The organism is Dyadobacter linearis, assembly GCF_907165045.1.
GTDB classification, from domain to species: Bacteria; Bacteroidota; Bacteroidia; order Cytophagales; family Spirosomataceae; genus Dyadobacter; species Dyadobacter linearis.
Genome location: NZ_CAJRAU010000010.1, coordinates 82,121 through 101,620 on the forward strand (window position 1 = coordinate 82,121; position 19,500 = coordinate 101,620).

Consider the following 19,500-nt stretch of genomic DNA (forward strand, 5'->3'; position numbering starts at 1 on the left):
ATCAGTTTCCTTTAAATTCGTCAGTTGGCAGGCCGGACAAAGGCTTTACATTTTTGCGGTCCAAAAGTTGGGAAAACGTCCGACCAAGAATTTCCAGATCCAGTTCTAGCGACAGATCCCGCACGTAAGCAACATCGTACTCAAATTTCTCCTGCCAGCTGATCTCATTTCGTCCATTCACCTGCGCGAGGCCGGTAATGCCAGGCAAAACGGTGTGACGCTGCTTTTGAAACTCATTATACAAAGGAAGGTATTGCACCAAAAGCGGACGGGGGCCCACAATGCTCATTTCACCACGCAACACATTCCAAAGCTGCGGGATCTCATCAAATGAAGTGATCCTCAGAATGCGGCCGAAGGCGGTAACTTCACCATTGTTACGCATTGTCCTAAGTTTGACCAGCGTAAACAACTTCTCATTTAGTCCCGGCCGTTTTTGAAGAAAAAAGGGCCTCCCGCGCGAATCAATGCAGACAACGAGGGTTATTAAAACAAATAGCGGCAGCGAGATGAAGATCCCGGCTGCCGCTATTATCAAGTCTAAAATTCTCTTTCCTGATTTTTTATACATATAAATCAAACACTAAAACAGTTCCGGATAAAGCTCGGGCTCCGCTTCGTGCATGATATTGTAAACAGTTTCAAAGATATCGTCCATATTAGGTTTCGAAAAATAATCACCGTCCGAACCGTAAGGCGGGCGATGGTCTTTCGCGGAAATTGTCACCGGCGCCGAATCCAGCCAGCGGTACGCATTCTGCTTTTCAATAACCTGCTGCATCATATAAGCTGATGCGCTGCCTGGCAGATCTTCATCGGCGAAGATAACCCTGCTCGTTTTTTTAATGGATTCAACAATGCTGCTGTTCACGTCAAATGGCAAAAGTGTCTGTACATCGATCACCTCAGCGTCGATCCCTACACTTTGCAATTGAGAAGCGGCCTCCATTACTATACGGCACATGGAGCCATAAGTAACGATGGTCACATCATTTCCTTCCTTTAAAATTTCAGGTTGCCCCAACGGAATGCAGATTTCGGCGATATTATCGGGTAGAACCTCTTTTTGGCGATAAGAATTAAGCGGCTCGACAATAAGCGCCGGATCGTCGCCCTTCATTAATGTATTGTAGAAACCGGCTGCCTGTGTAAAATTTCGAGGTACGATCACGTGCATGCCGCGCAAGCTGCTGAGCATGGTACCCATCGGAGAACCCGAGTGCCAGATACCTTCAAGCCGGTGACCTCTCGTGCGGACAATAAGCGGCGCTTTTTGCCCCCCAGCTGTCCGGTACCGGAGCGACGCAAGGTCGTCGGTTAATATGGAAAGTGCGTAATAAATATAGTCGAAATACTGGATCTCTACGATCGGCCGCAGCCCACGCATTGCCATTCCTATTCCCTGACCGATTATGGTCGTTTCGCGGATTCCGGTGTCGGTAATGCGCAGTTCGCCATATTTTTCCTGCAAACCTGCAAAACCCTGGTTTACATCACCTATCATACCAATATCCTCTCCAATCGCAACCACTTTAGGGTCTCTCTCAAAAAGAGAATTGAAGTAAGTCCTGATAATTTCGCGACCGTCTACCGTAGGGCTGTTTTCCGAATATTCTGGTTTAATGCCTTCTACGTTTAAAGGAGAATCCTGGGTTTCGCTGTATAAATGTGTATTAAATCGCGCTTTGTTCTCTTTCAGGCTGTTTTTTAAAAATGCTTTCAGCGGACTTTTTACCGGCTCCGCTTCACTGCCCAATATCCGAAGCGTTTTGCGGATACTGGAAACCATATCCCGTCGCACAGGCAAATAGGTTTTGGAAAGATCATGGACCACATTGCTGAGTTCATCGGCAAACTGGCTCTCTTTCCCCGCTGTCTGAATTAGCTGTATTGTTTCCAGGTATTCCTTATCAATATCTTTCCGATAAGCCTGCCATGCATTGTTACGCGACTGTGCCGCAACTTCCTTGGACTCTACTTCGATCTGTTCAAGTTCTTCGTCGGTAGCATATCCATTTTTCAATATCCAGTCCCGGAAACGCAAATTGCAGTCGCGCTCGACTTCCCAGTTCAGCCGCTGCTTGGATTTATAACGCTCGTGCGAGCCCGAGGTCGAATGCCCCTGAGGCTGAGTGAGTTCGGTTACGTGTACTAAGACCGGAACCTGCTCCTCGCGGCAGATCCTGGTCGCTTTTTGGTAAGTCTCGATCAATGCAGGATAATCCCAGCCACTTACTGTGAATATCTCCATACCCGGCTCATCCTCATTACGTTGCATTCCTGCCAACGCTTTTGAAATACTTCCTTTTGTTGTCTGATATTCAATAGGAACTGAAATGCCATAACCATCGTCCCACACGGAAGTGAGCAGCGGGATTTGCAGTACTCCGGCTGCATTCATCGCCTCCCAGAACATCCCCTGAGAAGTGGAAGCGTCGCCGATCGTAGCAAATACAATCTCGTTTCCCTGACGCGAAAAAGTAGTTTGTCCGTGCAGTTGCTTATTGGCCCGGTATAATTTGGAAGCATAGGCAAGTCCTACCGCCCTGGGCATTTGCCCCGCAGTGGAGGATATATCGCAAACAGAATTGTAAAGTTTCGTCTGATCCAGCCAGCGCCCGTCTTCATCCAGCCAGCGTGTCGAAAAATGGCCGTTCATGGATCTTCCGCCTGTGTTAGGCTCGTGTTCGAGATCTGCATGCGCGTACATTTGCGCAAAAAACTGCTGCCAGGTAAGGTTACCCAAAGCAGCTTCAATCGTTTGGTCCCTGTAATAGCCGGATCTGAAATCACCCTGCCTGAAAGTCCTTGAAAGTGCGATCTGGGCCACTTCCTTACCGTCTCCAAAAATGCCAAATTTAGAACGACCTCCCATTGTATCTTTCCGGCCCAGCAGACTTACCTGGCGACTCTCGCAAGCAAGGCGATAATCACTGATAATGTTTTCTTTACTCAAAATACCGGAGCCGGTCAAACTATCATTCGGAAGCATAAGCGAAATTTTCTGGAAATAATCAGTAGTTAAATTACGTTTTTTTGAATGCAAGCCAAAATTAAGCAGGAAAATAATAATCCGCTGCCATACCACGATTCGCTGCCTTCTGTTAATATTGGTTAACGATTATTAAATTTAATTTTTAAGCATTAATCTTGTTTGCTAATTAGTTTTTCACCACTTAATGTATAGTCAAAGTTATGAAAGTATTTTTTTCAGCTCTGGTTCTATTGGTTGGCCTGACCACCGTTAGTTTCGCTCAGAAAGGTGTGCTAAAATTCAAAGAAGAAACGCATGCATTCGGTAAAGTGCCTCAGGGAACACCGGTAACGCACGAGTTTGTTTTTACCAACACAGGTACAGAGCCAGTAATTCTTTCCAATGTAACCGTATCTTGCGGATGTACAACACCGGTTTGGTCTAAAGACCCTGTACTTCCTGGAAAGACAGGATCAGTAAAAGCTACTTTTAATGCAGCAGCAGCAGGTTCTTTCAACAAACCTGTAACCGTTTTCAGTAATACCGAAGGCGGATCGATTACCTTATATCTGAAAGGTGAAGTGGTTCCAAAGGCTGCTAAGCCAGCTTCGAAGTAATCTGATCAAAGAAATTGAGAGGCTGCCTGCATGGGCAGCCTTTTTTTGTGCCTGATCAATAGGCTGATCTGTCGTAGAACGAGCGGCGGCGCGTTACTTTCAGATCCTGCAGGAGCGCCGACTTCACTTTCAGCGTAAAGTTGTAGTTACTTACCCTCGCCGCGCTGCCAGCGAATGGTGTCCAGCTGAAACTCATATCCCAGCAATGCAGATCCCGGTAAAGTGTAAGCTGCGTAATGGTAGGAGAGAATGCAGTAAAATCGAAACCGGTACTTACGCTTACTTTGAAATTCTTAGACAAACTCAAATCACCCGTCGCCTGCACAGCCTGGATCAGAGTTGCTTTGGAAAGTCCGGGCTTGCTGAGGCCGAAGTTGTAGTTAAGCGACAAATTCCAGGGTACATTGAAATCGACATACAGCTCGGGGTTTTGCTCAATGTATTCCCGTTGCTCCTGTTTAATCTCCGCATCGGGATCAGCCCCGTTAACCGGCGGTGTTTTCGTTTTGTCTGATCCCTTAGGTGAAAAGCTGGTACCTAATGTAAAGCCCAGGTTTTGCAGCTTGGCAAGTCCCTGCCCCTGCGTGATCGCATATCTGTTGACCTTGGTACCAACCTGGTTAGACAAAATCCGCGGATTCGCTTCATAAGCATACGGATCAAGGTTCATATTAAAGTTCAGATTCAGGTTCCGGCCGACCCGCGCATTCGCATTCACAGTGATATTGGAGAGATTCAGTGAATCGGCCAGGAGATTGTAGCTACCTCCGACACTCAAATTGTCAAGCAGCGATATTTTCTCGAATTGGGTAGCCGCAGTATCGCTTTTCGATTTCAGCTTCATCTCAAAAGAGTTGTTTAAACTGAAAGAAATTACACTACTCGCCCGCCCGTTACCGACTCCCGTACCAATCCCGCGAAACCGGGAAAGTGAATAATCCTGTATTTCGTCTTTCCGGTTCCGGACACTTACCTTTTGATAAAAACCAAATGCGTCGCCAGTGAAATCCGGAGTGTAAGTGAATGATAGAGAAGGTATTACTGTGTGTCGGATCGCTTCCAGTCTCTTTCCTCCGATAAAGAACGTACCATAAAAACGAGTGTTTACACCTGCCCCGAAGTTGTACGAGTATTCGGTCCCCGCCTGATTGAGCGTATCGATGCGGACCCGGTTGGTGAGCGAATCCACAGAGTAATTATATTGTTTTGTAAAAACCTCCCCCTGCAAAGAAAGGCTCGGGGTCACATTCACAAACCGCAATACTTTAAAGTTGGGCAGCGAGATCGGCAAGCTGTAACGTCCGGTAAACTGCGCATCTTTCAACATATCTGGCAGATTATTCAGGTTGAAGGGTACCACTTTTGCTATCCCTACCCTCGAAGTATCTACTGTATTAGAGATCTGGAAACCCAATCTGCTGAAAGAAGTATCGATCGCAGTCAGCGAGTTTGTCAATGCATAATTTCCGCTAAAATCCAGACCAAGACGGAAGCTTTCGTACCACTTGCCGCGACCACCTTTTAATGCAAACGGGGCGATCTGATTGATACCAAAGCTGAAATCTGTGGAAACGTTGGTTTTTCCGTTTGTCCGTCGCTCGGTTACCGGGTCAATTTGTCCAAAGTTTTGATTCACACGCAAGCTCGCAGCGGCTCTGGCATATTGGCCAAATGTACGGTTGTACTGAACTGAGGAACTCGCAACATTGGATGTATATCGCTCTGTATTGAACTCCTGCAACTGGTTATAGCTATTGCTGCTTACATTGACATTGGCAGAAAACTGGGAGTTTCCCCGCGGCCTAGGTGCATGTGACCATACAACGCTAAAGTCATTGGTAACACCCCGGCCCAGCAATCGATCCACTTCGTCGCTCGGTTTGTTTTTATTGAAACGCAATGCAAAATTCCCGCTGTACTGGTACCTTCTGATATAAGTGGAAGCCACACCCAAACCCCAGCTGCCGGTCGAATAGATCTGTCCGGTTACGATGGCGTTGACATATTCACTGATTGCAAAGTAATATCCGCCTTCGCGCAGGTAAAAGCCCCGCCCGTTCGGTTCCTCTCCGTAAGTAGGGAAAATGATCCCGCTCGTGCCGCTTTCTTTTTTCTTTGGAAAAGGGAAAAAACCAAAAGGCAGCGCAATAGGAAGCGGAACGTCGCTGATCACGAGATTGAAAGGTCCCGAAATGACCTGCTTTTTGTTCACCATTTTAATCTTCGGCGCATTGATGAAGTAATGCGGGTGCGTAAGATTACACGTCGTGTACATGGAGTGGCGAATGTAAAAGTTGCCTTCCGCGTCTTTCTTGACCTTTTCCCCCCTGATATTCCCGTCGCCCTCCTGGGTTACAATCCCCTGGATCAGCGCTTTTTGAGATTTAAAATTATACCTGATTTCTTTGGTATTATAAGTTTCCGGACCGTCCTGGAATATAGGATCGCCGACCATCTTTTTGGAGGTAGAATCGTAGGTGCCGATCGCATATACCTCATTAGTAACCCAGTTAAGCCGGATGTAATTGGCTTTCAGGTTGATGGTACCATAGTTCACTTCCGCATTTCCATACAAATGAACCTGCTTAAGAACAGCGTCCATAATCGTCGAATCCTCGGAAGTATATTCGACTACATTCTGTAAATCGTCCGGGTTTGAAATCGTATCCGCGGCGGTAGAATCGGCGGAAATATTCTTATTAAGTGAGTCAGCAGGCGTTAGCGGCTGAGACGTACGATCCTCACCGGTACCAAGTGTATCGGTACCAGACTTTTGGTTAGCTGTAAGAAGAGAATCCGAAGTTTGTTTTTCAGAAGAGGAAACAGCCTGCTTACTCTTATTTTTCCCGGACCCCTTGGAGCGTTGCTGCACACAGGCTAAAGTGCTGAACAGGAGAAACGCCGCAACCACTGACGATATAATAATCGCCTTTCTTTTCAGTTTTAACAAATAGAGTATTTTTGCATTCGATATCAAAATTAGCAGAGAAACCTCTAACGAGTAACGCCCCAATTAAAAAATAATGTTAAAAGTTCTTAAATCAATAATTGCTGCGAGTTTCCTGCTGGCAAGTCTTGCGTTTGTATTTCAACAGGAACCCGCCGATTCCAAGTCCGCAAAAGTAAGAACAGTTGTAATCGACGCCGGTCACGGGGGGAAAGACCCGGGCACCAGAGGCCGGAAAATAAAGGAAAAAGACGTCGCGCTGAGCGTCGCGCTTGAGTTGGGCAGGAAGATCAAAGAAGCTACACCGGAAGTCAAGGTTCTATATACCAGATCGACTGACGTTTTTATAGAATTGGGTGAACGTTCTGCATTCGCCAACCGTAACAATGCAGATCTTTTCATATCTATCCATTGTAATGCGACGCCGAGATCAAGGTCGGTTCACGGGACGGAGACTTTCGTAATGGGTTTGCATAAAACGGAAGGTAACCTGGAAGTGGCGAGAAGGGAGAACTCGGTAATCTTGCAGGAAACGAACTATAAGCAGAAATACAAAGGGTTTGATCCAAATTCACCGCTGGCGCATATTATGCTCGCCAATTACCAAAGCGCATTTATTTCAAGCAGCCTTCGTCTGGCGGACCTGATCGAAAAGAAATTCCAGTCGGTTTCGGACAGGGAAAGTCGGGGCGTGAAACAAGCAGGGTTCCTGGTATTATGGCGCTGCGCAATGCCGAGTGTGCTGATCGAAACCGGGTTTTTATCCACACCGGATGAGGAAGATTATCTGGCCTCGGAAGACGGGCAGGTAGAAGTTGCAGAATCTATTCACCAGGCATTCATGGCTTATAAGAAAGACATGGACCGTTAAATAGACGGGATGCCGATGTTTTGATTTGTCAAAACAATTTTTGATACTTTGATGTTATGCAACCGATATAAACTTAGTGCTGCCGAGTTGCTGGTTGCCTGGCAGGAAATTATTTAGTCCATGAAATTATCGAAAGAAGCAAAAGTTGGAATGATGGCCATTGCCGCAATGGTAATGCTGTATTTCGGCTTTCATATCCTGAAAGGCTCAGATGTTTTTTCAAGAACGCATCAATACTTTGTTATCTACGACAATATTGACGGATTGACAGCTTCTAATCCCGTACTGCTCAATGGGTTGAATGTAGGCAGGGTTCGTGAGATCAAATTGCTGCAAAATCGTAAAAACCACTTGCTTGTCTCGCTTGATATACAGAAAGGAATAGCGATACCTGGCGGAAGTTCGGCAATACTCGCCGACGGCGGACTGCTAGGCGGAAAAGTAATCCATTTGTCCCCGGGTACCGGCGCTCCGATGCAGGACGGAGATACGCTTTTAGCCAAAAAAGACCCTGGTATCTCGGCCGTGCTACAACAGCAAGCACTACCGCTGGTAACATCCGCCGATTCGCTCATCAGAAACCTGAACCAGGTAGTAGCGGGTTTTGAAGAGACAGGATTGATACTGAATCAGGTATTGAAAAACTACAACCAGACAGGCAGTAGCTTACAAGGATTATTGAATGAGAACCGTACCAACCTGCTCGCGCTTACTTCCAATCTGAACAAGCTTTCCACTTCCTTAATTGAAACTGAAAAAGAGATCAAGCCGCTGCTCACCAAAACAGGAACACTTGCTGATTCTTTGAATGCATTGCAGCTCGGGGAAACTGTCCGTAATGCAAACAAGACAATCGGGGAGCTGCATAACCTGCTTGCGAGTGTGGAATCAGGGAAAGGAACAGCGGGTAAACTGATTAAGGATGAGACACTTTACACTAATATCGACAGGACGGTCGTGAGCCTGAATAAACTTTTGACAAACCTGAGAGAACATCCGAAACGGTATATTAACATTTCGGTTTTTGGTAAAAAAGACAAAGGCCCCTCGGAATCGCCGCTTGATACTACAACAGTGATCAAATAGAAAAAGTAATTTCTTAATAAGTATGAAAGTCGTTTGCTTGCGGGTAAACGACTTTTTATTTTGTGAAATAATCCACACTTCATCTGCTATGACTACACAGGAAAGCCTTCCGCAACTATTGGAAATTCTCCGGCAAAAATATGACCAGGTAAAACTCGGCGGCGGGATCAAGAAAATCGAAGCACAGCACAAAAAAGGCAAACTAACCGCACGCGAAAGAATCGAATACCTAATCGATTCCGAATCAAAATTCGTGGAAATTGGTGCATTCGTGGCGGACAATATGTACGCCGAAGAAGGCGGCTGCCCCTCAGGCGGCGTAATTGCGGGAATCGGAATTGTCTCGGGGAAACAATGCATGATCGTCGCCAACGATGCGACCGTAAAAGCCGGCGCCTGGTTTCCGATCGCAGCTAAGAAAAACCTCCGGGCACAGGAAATCGCAATGGAAAACCGTTTACCCGTCATTTATCTGGTAGATAGCGCCGGGGTATACCTGCCCATGCAGGCTGAGGTTTTCGCAGATAAGGAGCATTTTGGAAGGGTTTTCAGGAACAATGCACAAATGTCCGCGATGGGAATCGTCCAGCTTTCGGCTATCATGGGCAGCTGTGTGGCTGGCGGGGCTTATCTGCCGATCATGTCCGATGAAGCCTTTATCGTGGAAGGTACCGGCTCTGTTTTTTTGGCTGGGCCGTTTTTGGTAAAATCCTCTGTTGGTGAAGAAGTAGACGCGGAAACGCTAGGCGGCGCGACAATGCATTGCGAGATTTCAGGCGTAACCGATAACAAGTTCCCCGACGATAAATCCTGTCTGGACGCAATTAAAAGACATATTGATAAGATCGGCAGGCCGCTTTCCGCGGGCTTCGACCGCAAACCCGCCATTGATCCCAACAGAAACGCAGAGGAAATATATTCTTTACTACCAATTGACAGGCTGAAACCCTACGATGTCCGGCCCATTCTCGAATGCATTGTCGATGGTTCGGAGCTGGATGAATACAAGCCGGATTATGGAAAAACGTTGATCTGCGCCTACGCCCGCGTCGACGGCTGGGCGGTTGGAATCGTGGCCAATCAGCGGAAAATGGTCAAATCCGGCAAAGGAGAAATGCAAATGGGCGGGGTGATCTACGGCGAGTCTGCCGACAAAGCGGCGCGGTTTATCATGAACTGCAACCAGAAAAAGATCCCGCTGCTATTCTTTCACGATGTGACGGGTTTTATGGTTGGCAGCCGGGCGGAGCAGGGAGGTATTATCAAAGACGGCGCCAAAATGGTCAATGCAGTAGCCAACTCGGTCGTTCCCAAATTTACATTCATCATCGGAAATTCTTATGGTGCAGGCAATTACGCAATGTGCGGCAAAGCCTTCGATCCAAGGCTAATTTTTGCCTGGCCAACTGCGCAAATGGCTGTAATGAGCGGCGCAACTGCTGCAAAAACGCTGTTGCAGGTACAAACGGCCACATTAAAAGCAAAAGGAGAAATCATCACCCCTGAGCAGGAAGAGAAATTATTGAAGGAAATTACGGATCGGTATAACGAAGAACTGTCCCCTTACTACGCCGCCGCCCGCTTGTGGGTAGATGGTATCATCGATCCGGTCGAAACCCGGAATATTATTTCAACAGGAATTCAGGCTGCCGATCAGGCACCGATCGAAAAACAGTTCAATGTTGGAATTATGCAGGTTTGAGAAAAGTTACTCAGGTAGTACTCTGTTTATTTCTTATTTAAAAAATTGAGATTATGGCTGAAAAAATAGCTTTTCTGGGTCTTGGAAACCTGGGCGCACCAATAGCACAAAGATTAATTAACTCAGGTTTCGAAGTGACGGTTTGGAACAGGACCATTTCAAAAGCTGAACCGCTGGCCCAACTCGGTGCAAAAGTTGCCGAAAATGCGATCGACGCGATCGAGCCCGGAGGAATTGTATTTTCTGTGCTTGCCGACGATAATGCGGTTGAAACAACATTTTCTGATGCTCTGCTGCAAAAGCTTGGCAGTAATGGTTTGCACATTTCCATGAGCACCATCTCACCAGACTGCTCACGCAAGCTCACTGAAACGCACAACAAATATGGAGCAAGCTACGTGGCAGCACCAATTTTCGCGCGCCCCGACGCGGTACTTTCAGGAATGGGGAATATTGTAGTATCGGGAGAAGCAGGAGCGAGGGAGCGTGCAAAACCGTTGGTGCAAAACTTCGTAAAAGGCGTTTTCGACTTCGGGGACGATCCCGGCGCAGCGAATGTGATTAAGCTTTGTGGCAACTTTATGATCGCAGCGAGCCTTGAAATGATGGCGGAAGCATTTACACTGGCGGAAAAAAGCGGTATCCCACGTCAGAGCATATACGAAATGCTCACTTCCACCTTATTCGCCGCCCCAATTTTCCAGAATTATGGTAAGATGGTGGCGCAGCATACTTACGAGCCGGTACTATTTGGCCTGCCGCTGGGTTTAAAAGATATCAATCTGACTTTGCAGGCTTCGGCGAAGGTAAATGCGCCTATGCCGCTGGCCGATCTGGTTAAGAACCGTTTCGTCTCCGCACTGGCAAAAGACCGCGCGGGCATGGATTGGGTAGCCTTGGCCAAAGGTGCTTCCGATGATGCCGGACTTTGATATTTAAATACATACAAACGAAAAAAGCTGCACGTTGCAGCTTTTTTCGTCTTCAATGGAAAGTGAGATTACTCTCTGATTTCCATTAACATCTCATCAGTAATGTTGTTTTTCTCTTTGAAATCCGAAACGGTTTCCGTGAAAGAAGTATGGAGTGTTTCCACGTTTTCAAGGTTTTTGTAAGCGCCATCGTAAATCGCACCTAACGACTTTTCCAGGTCCTGAATGTTCAGGTTCATATTCTCTGTTTCTATCTGACCGATCTTTTTAATCACGGCAGTTTCACTATTTTTCAAGTCTTCAATTTCACGGAGAATCTTCTCCATGCTCTTAAACTTTTCGATCTTATCCATAAGTTCTTAGTTATTGTACAATGCATTAACTTAAAATATCGTACCACACAGAGAATCGATCCCGGTAAATCTAGCCGAATGATCTCTTTTCCAGGTTATGATCAAAAAACACATCCAACAGCTCATTTTATTGATTATTTGCCTCTCCGGGCGCATTAGCTACGCACAAATTGTCGAAAAGGAAACCTCCTGGAAGGGCTTCGATAAAATTGAATTTACATTTGAAAACAGGGAAGCCTGGTATGTGAAGCCGGCTAAGGCAATACCGGGCAATCCGTGGGTTTGGCGCGCACATTTCCCCACCTGGCATACTGAAATGGATAGTATCCTGCTTTCGAGGGGATTTCATATTGCTTATGTAAATACCAACGATATGTTCGCACACCCGGAGGCTATGCAGGTTTGGGATGCGTTTTACGATTATTTGGTGAAAGAAAAACAATTCGCTCCCAAGGTCGCATTGGAAGGAGTGAGCCGCGGCGGGCTGTATGTGTACGGCTGGGCAAAGCGAAATCCCGATAAGGTAAGCTGCGTTTATGCCGAGGCGCCGGTTTGCGACCCGAAAAGCTGGCCGGGAGGAAAAGGGAAGGGACCTGGATCGGAAAAGGATTGGGATTTGTGGTTAAAATTGTTTGGAAAGTCCGAAGAGGAAGCTCTGAAATTTAATGATATCCCACTAAACGACCTGGCCGGGCTGGCTGCATTCAAGGTGCCAATTGTTCACGTAATCGGCTTGCAGGATAAATTGGTGCCGCCCGCAGAAAACAGCGATTTATTGGTTAAAACCTATCAGCAGCTCGGCGGGCCGGTGTCTGTCTACCCGATGACACGCGGCGAGCAGAAGCTGGACGGTCACCATTTCCCGATCGAACACCCTGAGTTTTTTGCTAATTTCATTGAGCAAAATAGTGTTCCTGTGATCAAACCGCTTCCGCACGATCCTTATATTGAAGTCAATGCAGGACTTGGGAATGCATTTGAAAAATTTAAAACGACCAAAAAAGGCACCGTCGCATTTCTGGGCGGCTCGATCACGCATAACCCGGGCTGGCGGAACAAGACTTCGCGGTATTTGCAAGAGCGTTTCCCTGATACTGAATTTACATTTATAGCAGCCGGAATACCCTCGCTCGGCAGTACGCCGCACGCATTCAGGTTTAGCCGGGATGTTTTGGCCCAAGGAATTCCCGATCTTTTATTTCTCGAATCAGCTGTAAATGACAGGGGAAATGGATTCAGCGAAAAGGCGCAGGTTCGCGCGCTGGAAGGGATTGTCAGGCAAATGCATGCTGCAAATCCGAGGGCGAATGTGGTATTAATGGCTTTTGCCGAGCCCCTGAAAAATTCGGATTATGAAAAAGGAAAGGAGCCGACTGAAGTAGCAGTCCACCAGCGCATTGCCCAGTATTACGGAGCAGCCTATATCAATCTGGCGAAAGAAGTATACGACCGCATCAAGGCTGGCGAATTTTCCTGGGAATACGATTTCAAAGATCTGCATCCGTCGCCTTACGGACAGGAAGTGTATTTTCAAACGATCAAAGAATTGCTGAAAAAGGCTTCTAATTCAACAAAACCGGCAGTTCAGTTTCCAAAAGCGATAGATCAGTTTTCCTACGAAAAGGGAAGCTATCACTCTATTGAAGAAGCGAAAAACGTCAAAGGTTTCACATTAGACCCAAGCTGGAAACCGGCCGCAAAACTCTCGACCCGCGAAGGTTTTGTAAACGTGCCAATGCTGGTCGGCGAAACTGCAAATGCTTCTTTCGAACTACCGTTTAAAGGCCGTGGCGTAGGGATAGCGATCATTTCCGGCACCGACGCAGGGATCATCACCTATTCAATCGACGGCAAAAAACCGAAATCGCTTGATCTGTTTACGAAGTGGAGCACCCAGCTGCATTTGCCCTGGTACCTCATGCTCGACGACGAACTCTCCCCCGGCAAACACACTTTAAAGCTCACTATCTCCTCAGAAAAGAACAAAGAAAGCACCGGAACCGCCTGCCGCATCGTTCATTTTTTGGTTGCGGAATAGTATGAAAGTTTGAAACAGTTTATTAATGATTAAATTAGAAGAGGAAATAATAACCTTATGAGTCGAAACGATCTGAAATCCAGCCTGCACGCATTGATTGATGGCATTGATGATACCGCAGTTTTGCAGGCATATCTTATTCTACTATCTAGGGAAGCCAAATCTCAGGAGGATTTTTGGGGAAATCTTGACAGTAATACAAAAGCAGCAATCGACGAAGGAATTGCAGATTTCGATTCCGGGAAGCATTCAGATTTCTTTGACCATATGAAGTCTGCTTATGGCATTGAACGTTAGATTGTCCGATAGAGCCCGCGGAGACATCGAAGAGATTTCAGCATATTTAGGAGAACATTGGTCAGAAAAAATAAAGACCGACTTTCTAGTGAGTCTCACTAATCAGATTGATTTGATCAGTAAAATGCCATATATGTACCGGGCATCTCCTTCTAAGCCCAGTGTGCGGGAATGCACTTTAAACAAACAAACCCTGATATATTACGAGATTATAAACGAAGATCTTATTCGGATTCTGACTATTCGGAATACTAAAAAAGATAATAGTTAACCGTTACTTCCCAGTCTGCGTAGTATAAGTACTCTCAAAAATCTTATCAGCATTTCCGGCTTCGAAACCGTCTCTGCGGTGTCTTCGGTGAAGTTCTTGCTGAGGGATGTTTTTGAAGTGAGGTAATACTTTTCTTTCAGCAAACTCCACATAAGAGCCGGATATACTAAGCTTTTCTCCGCCCGCAAATTCCGCGTCGATCATTTCCGCAACCGTCGAACTTTGCAGCAGGCCTCCGTCAGGACTCTCTTTAATCTTCCCGCCCGAGGTATTGAGCCTGATCCCATTTTTCTCTAAAAATGTATTGAAATCGGCGACGGTATTGTAGCCTTCCGGCAGGTTATGTACGCTGATCGTGAAGTGATTAAGATAATATCTGTTATAAATCACCCAGGCTGCATATTCGCTTTCTTTTAAAAGTGCCTGGTAATCCGAAACCGTCGGTGTGCGCCAGAGCGGCTTGTGAAGGAATGCGTCTACTTCCAGGCCATTATCCAGAACAAGCGAATCGGCAGGGTCGCTGGTTACTTCGTCTGTGTAGCTGCGAATAATGCGTTGCGCCTCTTTGGAAAGATCATTTACACGGAGTTCGCTGACGAAAATGCGCGGGTCGCTCTCACGCGGCGGACTATACCACCACGCGTCCAGTTTTTTACCTTCAAAAAAATAATGGTCGCGCTTTTCGTAACCATAATGCAGGAATATTTTTTCAAACGACTGCACACCAAGCTGAGGTACGCCCATTGTCCGGAATGCAATATGGTCGTTTTCAATTTCGTCGGCATGATTGATCATACCTGTGCTCACCATCGCATTCAGGATCGTTCCCACATCGGGAACGCGCTCCTTGTACCTCCGCATCAGCCCGTCGAGAACAATGTCCAGCGTGGCCAGTTTATCCGATTTTGCTTCCATTAGTTTTGATTGAATTTGTGTTACAATAAAAACGAAAGTTACCCTTTCGATAGTTCGGCTGACCTGATCTGTGCGGCTACAATGCCTTGTTTCAGTGTTTCGTCCAGACTACCTGCCTCAAATTGCCTTAAAGCAGCCTCGGTAGTTCCGCCTTTCGAAGCTACCGCTTTGATAAGTTCGTCGAGGGATTTGTCGGCCGTATTGATCAAATGGTACGAACCAAGCATCGTTTGCTTCACCAGCAATGCAGCCACTGATTCTTCAAAGCCCATTTGCTTACCCGCCTCGATCATCGCTTTCACCACATAAAAGAAATACGCCGGGCCGCTGCCGCTGAGTGCGGTTACTGCATTCAATTGCTCCTCATTTTCAAGAAATACGGATCTCCCTGTTGCATTGATCAGGTTTTCGACTTTACGCAATTGCTGAATATCCACCTCCGGCGACGCGGCGTAGGCAGTAATCCCCATTCCAAGCATTGCAGGCGTATTCGGCATGGCGCGGATCACCGCTTTGTGTCCCAGTGTATGCTGAATGCTCTGAATCGTGATACCTGCCATAATCGACAATACAACCTGTTTCGGCTGTACGACTTCCTTTAAACTCTGACCAACCGCCGCAAAATCCTGGGGTTTTACAGAAAGGATAATCAAATCATATTCACTGACTTGCGGCCCGATCACGCCGGTAAGCACGCCCGGTTGAAAGCTGGTCAGACTTTCCTGTCTGTCGTTACTTTTTTCAACTAATAAAAAGTCTTCTTTTTTGACAAGGTCGAATTTCAGGAAAGCGCGGGCGAATGCCATTCCCATGTTGCCGCAGCCTATAATTGCTATTTTCATTTTAAAATTTCTGAGAGATAATGGTTAGGATGAAGGCGAATTACGCAACTTTTGAAGAAATATCAGTCTGCGCAGCTTCTTTAAGAATGTTTTAGCTTTAAAATAAAATTTTGCGTAAATTATTTAGTGCCGGTTTATATTTTGAAAAACAACTATAATCCGTTTTTTTACAAACAGATGTACTCCTGATTACCAAATTAATTTAGATTATTGTAATACTCCAACTATGGCTATAAAAGTTGCAATTTCGCACAAGACCAAATATAAGTTTGACCGGAGTGTTTCACTTTCACCGCATATATTTCGCCTGCGCCCCGCGCCGCATTCACGCACACCAATTGAAGGTTATTCCCTGAAAATTTCTCCCGAAAACCATTTTATAAACTGGCAGCAGGATCCATTTGGTAACTATCAGGCCCGCGTCGTTTTTCCCGAAAAAACAACAGAATTGAGCATTGACGTGGAAGTGATTGCTAAAATGCAGGTGATCAATCCCTTCGATTTCTTCGTGGAGGAATATGCGGATATGTTCCCGTTTCAATACGAAAAAACGCTCAAAATGGAGCTGGGACCTTACCTGGAACCCAGGGAATCGGGGCCGCTGCTGATGGATTTTGTGGAAAAATCGAAGGTTAACAGGGATATCAAGACTGTCGATTTTCTGGTGCATTTGAACCAGGAACTATATAAGGCAATACATTACAATATCCGGATGGAAGCGGGTGTGCAAACCTGCGAAAGTACGCTGAACATTCAAAGTGGCTCTTGCCGAGATTCGGCCTGGCTATTGGTGCAGATATTGCGGCATTTGGGCATTGCAGCGCGGTTTGTGTCGGGTTACCTGGTTCAGCTTACTTCCGATATCAAGTCGCTCGACGGCCCCTCTGGCCCGGAAGCGGATTTTACAGATCTCCACGCCTGGACTGAGGCTTACGTTCCCGGCGCAGGCTGGATTGGACTGGATCCTACTTCCGGACTTTTCGCAAGTGAAGGCCACATTCCACTTTGCTGCACGCCCGATTATGCCAGCGCGTCGCCCGTTTCGGGGGCTACGGACGTGGCACAGGTTACTTTTGAATTTGACAACAAGGTTTATCGGATACACGAAGATCCTCGCGTTACCAAGCCTTATACCGAAGAACAATGGGCTGCCGTCATGCAGGTTGGGCACGATGTGGAAAAGGATTTGCAGGAAGGCGACGTTCGGCTGACGATGGGCGGCGAGCCTACTTTTATTTCCATCGATGATTTCGAATCCCCGGAATGGAATACCGCAGCCGACGGACCTATGAAGCGCCAGCTTGCCTACGATCTGTCACTGAGACTGAAAAAACGTTTTGCGCACGGTGGGTTGCTGCATTTCGGTCAGGGTAAATGGTATCCGGGAGAGCAGTTTCCGCGCTGGCAATATGCATTGTACTGGAGAAACGACGGTGTGCCGATGTGGCGAAACGATGAGCTGGTAGCCAAAGAGAACGGTACCAAATATACTTTCCGGGACGCAGAGGCATTTACAACAGAACTTTCAAGATACCTCGGTATTGATACAAATAATATTACCCCGGCCTACGAAGACCCTATTTACTGGGCGATGGAGGAAGGGAAATTGCCCGTGAATGTGGATCCTTTGAAAGTTAATCTCAAAGATTCCATTGAAAGAAGGACACTGGCGAAAGTGCTGGAAAGAGGCTTAAATAACCCTGCCGGTTTTGTATTGCCTGTTAAATGGGACGAAAAAGGTAGTCACTGGACAAGTTCTGTGTGGCAGTTCAGACGTAATAACTGCTTTCTGATTCCCGGAAATTCGGCGATGGGTTACCGGCTTCCACTGAAAGCATTGCCAGAAGTTGCCAAAGATCGCCGCGAGCTGCCGGTTGAAAGAAGTCTGTTTGAAGATCTGCCCGCTTTGGGCGATTATAAGTCGGCCGTTCAAAATCGTTACGGTTCTGTGGCGCCGGCTTATGAATTGCCTGTTAATAAGGGAGAAAAGGAGGATGGAGGAAAGGAGGAAGGGGTTTTGTTTGATGTTCCAATTGTGAAGACGGCGATTTGTGTGGAGGAACGTGATGGGATTATCTATATTTTCCTGCCGCCTATTGATTATCTGGAGCATTATCTTGATCTGATTGCCTCTATTGAAGCAACTGCCGAGAAGCTGCAAATGCCGGTCCGAATTGAAGGTTATCCTAACCCTTCGGATTATCGGGTTCAGAAATTGATCGTGACGCCGGATCCGGGGGTTATTGAGGTGAATATCCATCCTGCAAAAAACTGGCAGGAGCTGGTCGACAATATCAGTGCGTTGTATGAAGAGGCTTTCTTTTCGAGATTGGGCACTGAGAAATTCATGGTCGACGGGCGCCATACCGGAACCGGTGGAGGTAACCACGTTACTATCGGAGGCGCGAAGCCAGCCGACAGCCCCATATTACGCCGGCCCGATCTGCTGCGGAGTTTGATTACCTACTGGCAGCACCACCCGGCGTTAAGCTATCTTTTCGCAGGTCCGTTTATCGGTCCTACCAGTCAGGCGCCGCGTATCGATGAAGGTCGGGATGAAAGGTTGTATGAGGTCGAAATTGCATTTGAACAGATTCCCGAGGACGAAGAAGTGCCTTTTTGGATGGTAGACCGCATTTTCAGGAATTTGCTGGTTGATATTACTGGCAATACCCACCGGTCGGAGTTTTGTATGGATAAACTATATTCTCCCGATTCGTCGACGGGTAGGCTGGGTATCCTCGAATTCCGTGCGTTCGATATGCCGCCGCACAAGCACATGAACCTGGTACAAACGCTGCTCATCCGCGCTTTGATCGCTAAGTTTTGGAAAAATCCATATAAGCATAAACTGATCCGCTGGGGCACCGAACTGCACGACCGATTCCTGCTGCCACATTTTGCGTACCTGGATATGGTCGATGTCGTGAATGATCTGAAAGAGTCAGGCTACAATTTCGATATTTCGTGGTTCGACCCATTCTTTGAATTCCGCTTCCCTCATTACGGAGGTATTACGGTAGATAATATCCAGCTCGATTTGCGTCTGGGTATTGAACCCTGGCACGTGTTGGGAGAAGAACTTTCCAATACCGGTACCGCGCGTTTTGTTGATTCTTCGCTGGAAAGATTGCAGGTCAAAATCAGTGGATTTGTCGAAGGAAGGCATATTCTGGTATGTAACGGTTGCCGCGTGCCGCTGAGGAGCTCTGGGATCAAAGGGGAATATATTTCGGGAATACGGTACAAAGCGTGGAACCCGCCTTCTGCATTACACCCTACGATCGGGGCCGATGCGCCGCTGGTTTTTGATATTGTGGATACCTGGAATAACCGTATATTGGGCGGTTGTACCTACTTCGTTTCTCACCCCGGCGGGCGTGCTTTTGATACACATCCTGTGAATGCATTTGAGGCAGAATCCCGCAAGATCAGCTTGTTTCAGGGTTTTGGACATACACCTTCTTCACGGCAGGAAGTGCAGATCAAGGAAGACACGTCGGGTGCGGTTTCTCGTTTTGTGGCAGAAACCAAAAAAGATATGAAGGCGGATGCACCTATTGAATTAATCAATCCTGAGTATCCAAATACGCTGGATTTACGTAAATACTGGAAATCAAAATAGGTTTCAGTATTAATCCCTTCTTACGAAATT

At 46.8% G+C, this 19,500-nt stretch carries 15 protein-coding genes; 9 read left to right on the plus strand and 6 right to left on the minus strand.

Annotated features, from left to right (window positions below; genetic code table 11):
- Position 1 precedes the first annotated feature (1 nt).
- Positions 2–571 carry a sugar transferase gene (locus tag KOD92_RS24710; protein ID WP_215236292.1) on the minus strand — a complete coding sequence of 190 codons (570 nt, stop codon included), beginning with the start codon at positions 569–571 and terminating at the stop codon, positions 2–4.
- Positions 572–583: 12 nt separating this feature from the next.
- Positions 584–2,992, minus strand: a complete 2,409-nt coding sequence (locus KOD92_RS24715; protein WP_215236293.1) for an alpha-ketoacid dehydrogenase subunit alpha/beta — start codon at positions 2,990–2,992, stop codon at positions 584–586.
- Positions 2,993–3,195: 203 nt separating this feature from the next.
- Here KOD92_RS24715 and KOD92_RS24720 point away from each other — a divergent pair, with 203 nt between their 5' ends.
- Entirely contained in the window at positions 3,196–3,591 is a 396-nt protein-coding gene (locus KOD92_RS24720; RefSeq protein WP_215236294.1) for a DUF1573 domain-containing protein, read from the plus strand.
- Positions 3,592–3,646: 55 nt separating this feature from the next.
- Here the strand turns inward: KOD92_RS24720 and KOD92_RS24725 are convergent, their stop codons facing one another.
- Entirely contained in the window at positions 3,647–6,541 is a 2,895-nt protein-coding gene (locus KOD92_RS24725) for a putative LPS assembly protein LptD (RefSeq protein ID WP_215236295.1), read from the minus strand.
- Between the two features lie 73 nt (positions 6,542–6,614).
- On the opposite strand from KOD92_RS24725, the gene KOD92_RS24730 reads away from it, so the two are divergent.
- The 4 genes from KOD92_RS24730 (at position 6,615) to KOD92_RS24745 (ending at position 11,129) form a co-directional block, all read left to right on the plus strand.
- Positions 6,615–7,409 carry an N-acetylmuramoyl-L-alanine amidase family protein gene (locus tag KOD92_RS24730; protein ID WP_215236296.1) on the plus strand — a complete coding sequence of 265 codons (795 nt, stop codon included), beginning with the start codon at positions 6,615–6,617 and terminating at the stop codon, positions 7,407–7,409.
- 120 nt (positions 7,410–7,529) lie between these two features.
- Complete coding sequence (locus tag KOD92_RS24735) at positions 7,530–8,495, plus strand: MlaD family protein (protein WP_215236297.1); 966 nt, start codon at positions 7,530–7,532, stop codon at positions 8,493–8,495.
- Positions 8,496–8,583: 88 nt separating this feature from the next.
- Positions 8,584–10,197 (plus strand): acyl-CoA carboxylase subunit beta, encoded by a 1,614-nt coding sequence (locus KOD92_RS24740; RefSeq protein WP_215236298.1) that lies wholly within the window; start codon positions 8,584–8,586, stop codon positions 10,195–10,197.
- Between the two features lie 53 nt (positions 10,198–10,250).
- Entirely contained in the window at positions 10,251–11,129 is an 879-nt protein-coding gene (locus KOD92_RS24745) for an NAD(P)-dependent oxidoreductase (protein ID WP_215236299.1), read from the plus strand.
- A gap of 68 nt (positions 11,130–11,197) precedes the next feature.
- On the opposite strand, the gene KOD92_RS24750 is transcribed toward KOD92_RS24745, so the two are convergent.
- On the minus strand, positions 11,198–11,482 hold the full coding sequence (locus KOD92_RS24750) for a hypothetical protein (RefSeq protein ID WP_215236300.1): 285 nt from the start codon (positions 11,480–11,482) through the stop codon (positions 11,198–11,200).
- A 97-nt stretch (positions 11,483–11,579) separates the two neighbouring features.
- Here KOD92_RS24750 and KOD92_RS24755 point away from each other — a divergent pair, with 97 nt between their 5' ends.
- Genes KOD92_RS24755 through KOD92_RS27780 form a run of 3 tightly spaced genes read left to right on the plus strand, consistent with a single transcriptional unit; the run spans position 11,580 to position 14,088 of the window.
- Complete coding sequence (locus tag KOD92_RS24755) at positions 11,580–13,520, plus strand: SGNH/GDSL hydrolase family protein (protein WP_215236301.1); 1,941 nt, start codon at positions 11,580–11,582, stop codon at positions 13,518–13,520.
- 57 nt (positions 13,521–13,577) lie between these two features.
- Complete coding sequence (locus KOD92_RS24760) at positions 13,578–13,817, plus strand: hypothetical protein (protein WP_215236302.1); 240 nt, start codon at positions 13,578–13,580, stop codon at positions 13,815–13,817.
- Positions 13,801–14,088, plus strand: coding sequence for a type II toxin-antitoxin system RelE/ParE family toxin (locus KOD92_RS27780; RefSeq protein WP_215236303.1), 288 nt, complete (start codon positions 13,801–13,803; stop codon positions 14,086–14,088). Before KOD92_RS24760 ends, KOD92_RS27780 begins: the two co-directional genes overlap by 17 nt.
- Positions 14,089–14,091: 3 nt before the next feature.
- On the opposite strand, the gene KOD92_RS24770 is transcribed toward KOD92_RS27780, so the two are convergent.
- Positions 14,092–15,003 carry a DUF1338 domain-containing protein gene (locus tag KOD92_RS24770; RefSeq protein ID WP_215236304.1) on the minus strand — a complete coding sequence of 304 codons (912 nt, stop codon included), beginning with the start codon at positions 15,001–15,003 and terminating at the stop codon, positions 14,092–14,094.
- A gap of 38 nt (positions 15,004–15,041) precedes the next feature.
- Positions 15,042–15,845, minus strand: a complete 804-nt coding sequence (proC, locus tag KOD92_RS24775; RefSeq protein ID WP_215236305.1) for a pyrroline-5-carboxylate reductase — start codon at positions 15,843–15,845, stop codon at positions 15,042–15,044.
- A 226-nt stretch (positions 15,846–16,071) separates the two neighbouring features.
- On the opposite strand from proC, the gene KOD92_RS24780 reads away from it, so the two are divergent.
- Positions 16,072–19,470, plus strand: coding sequence for a transglutaminase family protein (locus tag KOD92_RS24780; protein WP_215236306.1), 3,399 nt, complete (start codon positions 16,072–16,074; stop codon positions 19,468–19,470).
- The last annotated feature ends 30 nt before the right edge of the window (positions 19,471–19,500 follow it).

What these genes read in the sequence shown, in the direction of transcription:
- KOD92_RS24715 (WP_215236293.1), bottom strand. Translation starts at nt 2,992, where the DNA reads ATGCTTCCGAATGATAGTTTGACCGGCTCCGGTATTTTGAGTAAAGAA.
- KOD92_RS24730 (WP_215236296.1), top strand. Translation starts at nt 6,615, where the DNA reads ATGTTAAAAGTTCTTAAATCAATAATTGCTGCGAGTTTCCTGCTGGCA.
- KOD92_RS24740 (WP_215236298.1), top strand. Translation starts at nt 8,584, where the DNA reads ATGACTACACAGGAAAGCCTTCCGCAACTATTGGAAATTCTCCGGCAA.
- KOD92_RS27780 (WP_215236303.1), top strand. Translation starts at nt 13,801, where the DNA reads ATGGCATTGAACGTTAGATTGTCCGATAGAGCCCGCGGAGACATCGAA.
- KOD92_RS24755 (WP_215236301.1), top strand. Translation starts at nt 11,580, where the DNA reads ATGATCAAAAAACACATCCAACAGCTCATTTTATTGATTATTTGCCTC.
- KOD92_RS24735 (WP_215236297.1), top strand. Translation starts at nt 7,530, where the DNA reads ATGAAATTATCGAAAGAAGCAAAAGTTGGAATGATGGCCATTGCCGCA.
- KOD92_RS24720 (WP_215236294.1), top strand. Translation starts at nt 3,196, where the DNA reads ATGAAAGTATTTTTTTCAGCTCTGGTTCTATTGGTTGGCCTGACCACC.
- proC (WP_215236305.1), bottom strand. Translation starts at nt 15,845, where the DNA reads ATGAAAATAGCAATTATAGGCTGCGGCAACATGGGAATGGCATTCGCC.
- KOD92_RS24750 (WP_215236300.1), bottom strand. Translation starts at nt 11,482, where the DNA reads ATGGATAAGATCGAAAAGTTTAAGAGCATGGAGAAGATTCTCCGTGAA.
- KOD92_RS24745 (WP_215236299.1), top strand. Translation starts at nt 10,251, where the DNA reads ATGGCTGAAAAAATAGCTTTTCTGGGTCTTGGAAACCTGGGCGCACCA.
- KOD92_RS24710 (WP_215236292.1), bottom strand. Translation starts at nt 571, where the DNA reads ATGTATAAAAAATCAGGAAAGAGAATTTTAGACTTGATAATAGCGGCA.
- KOD92_RS24770 (WP_215236304.1), bottom strand. Translation starts at nt 15,003, where the DNA reads ATGGAAGCAAAATCGGATAAACTGGCCACGCTGGACATTGTTCTCGAC.
- KOD92_RS24760 (WP_215236302.1), top strand. Translation starts at nt 13,578, where the DNA reads ATGAGTCGAAACGATCTGAAATCCAGCCTGCACGCATTGATTGATGGC.
- KOD92_RS24780 (WP_215236306.1), top strand. Translation starts at nt 16,072, where the DNA reads ATGGCTATAAAAGTTGCAATTTCGCACAAGACCAAATATAAGTTTGAC.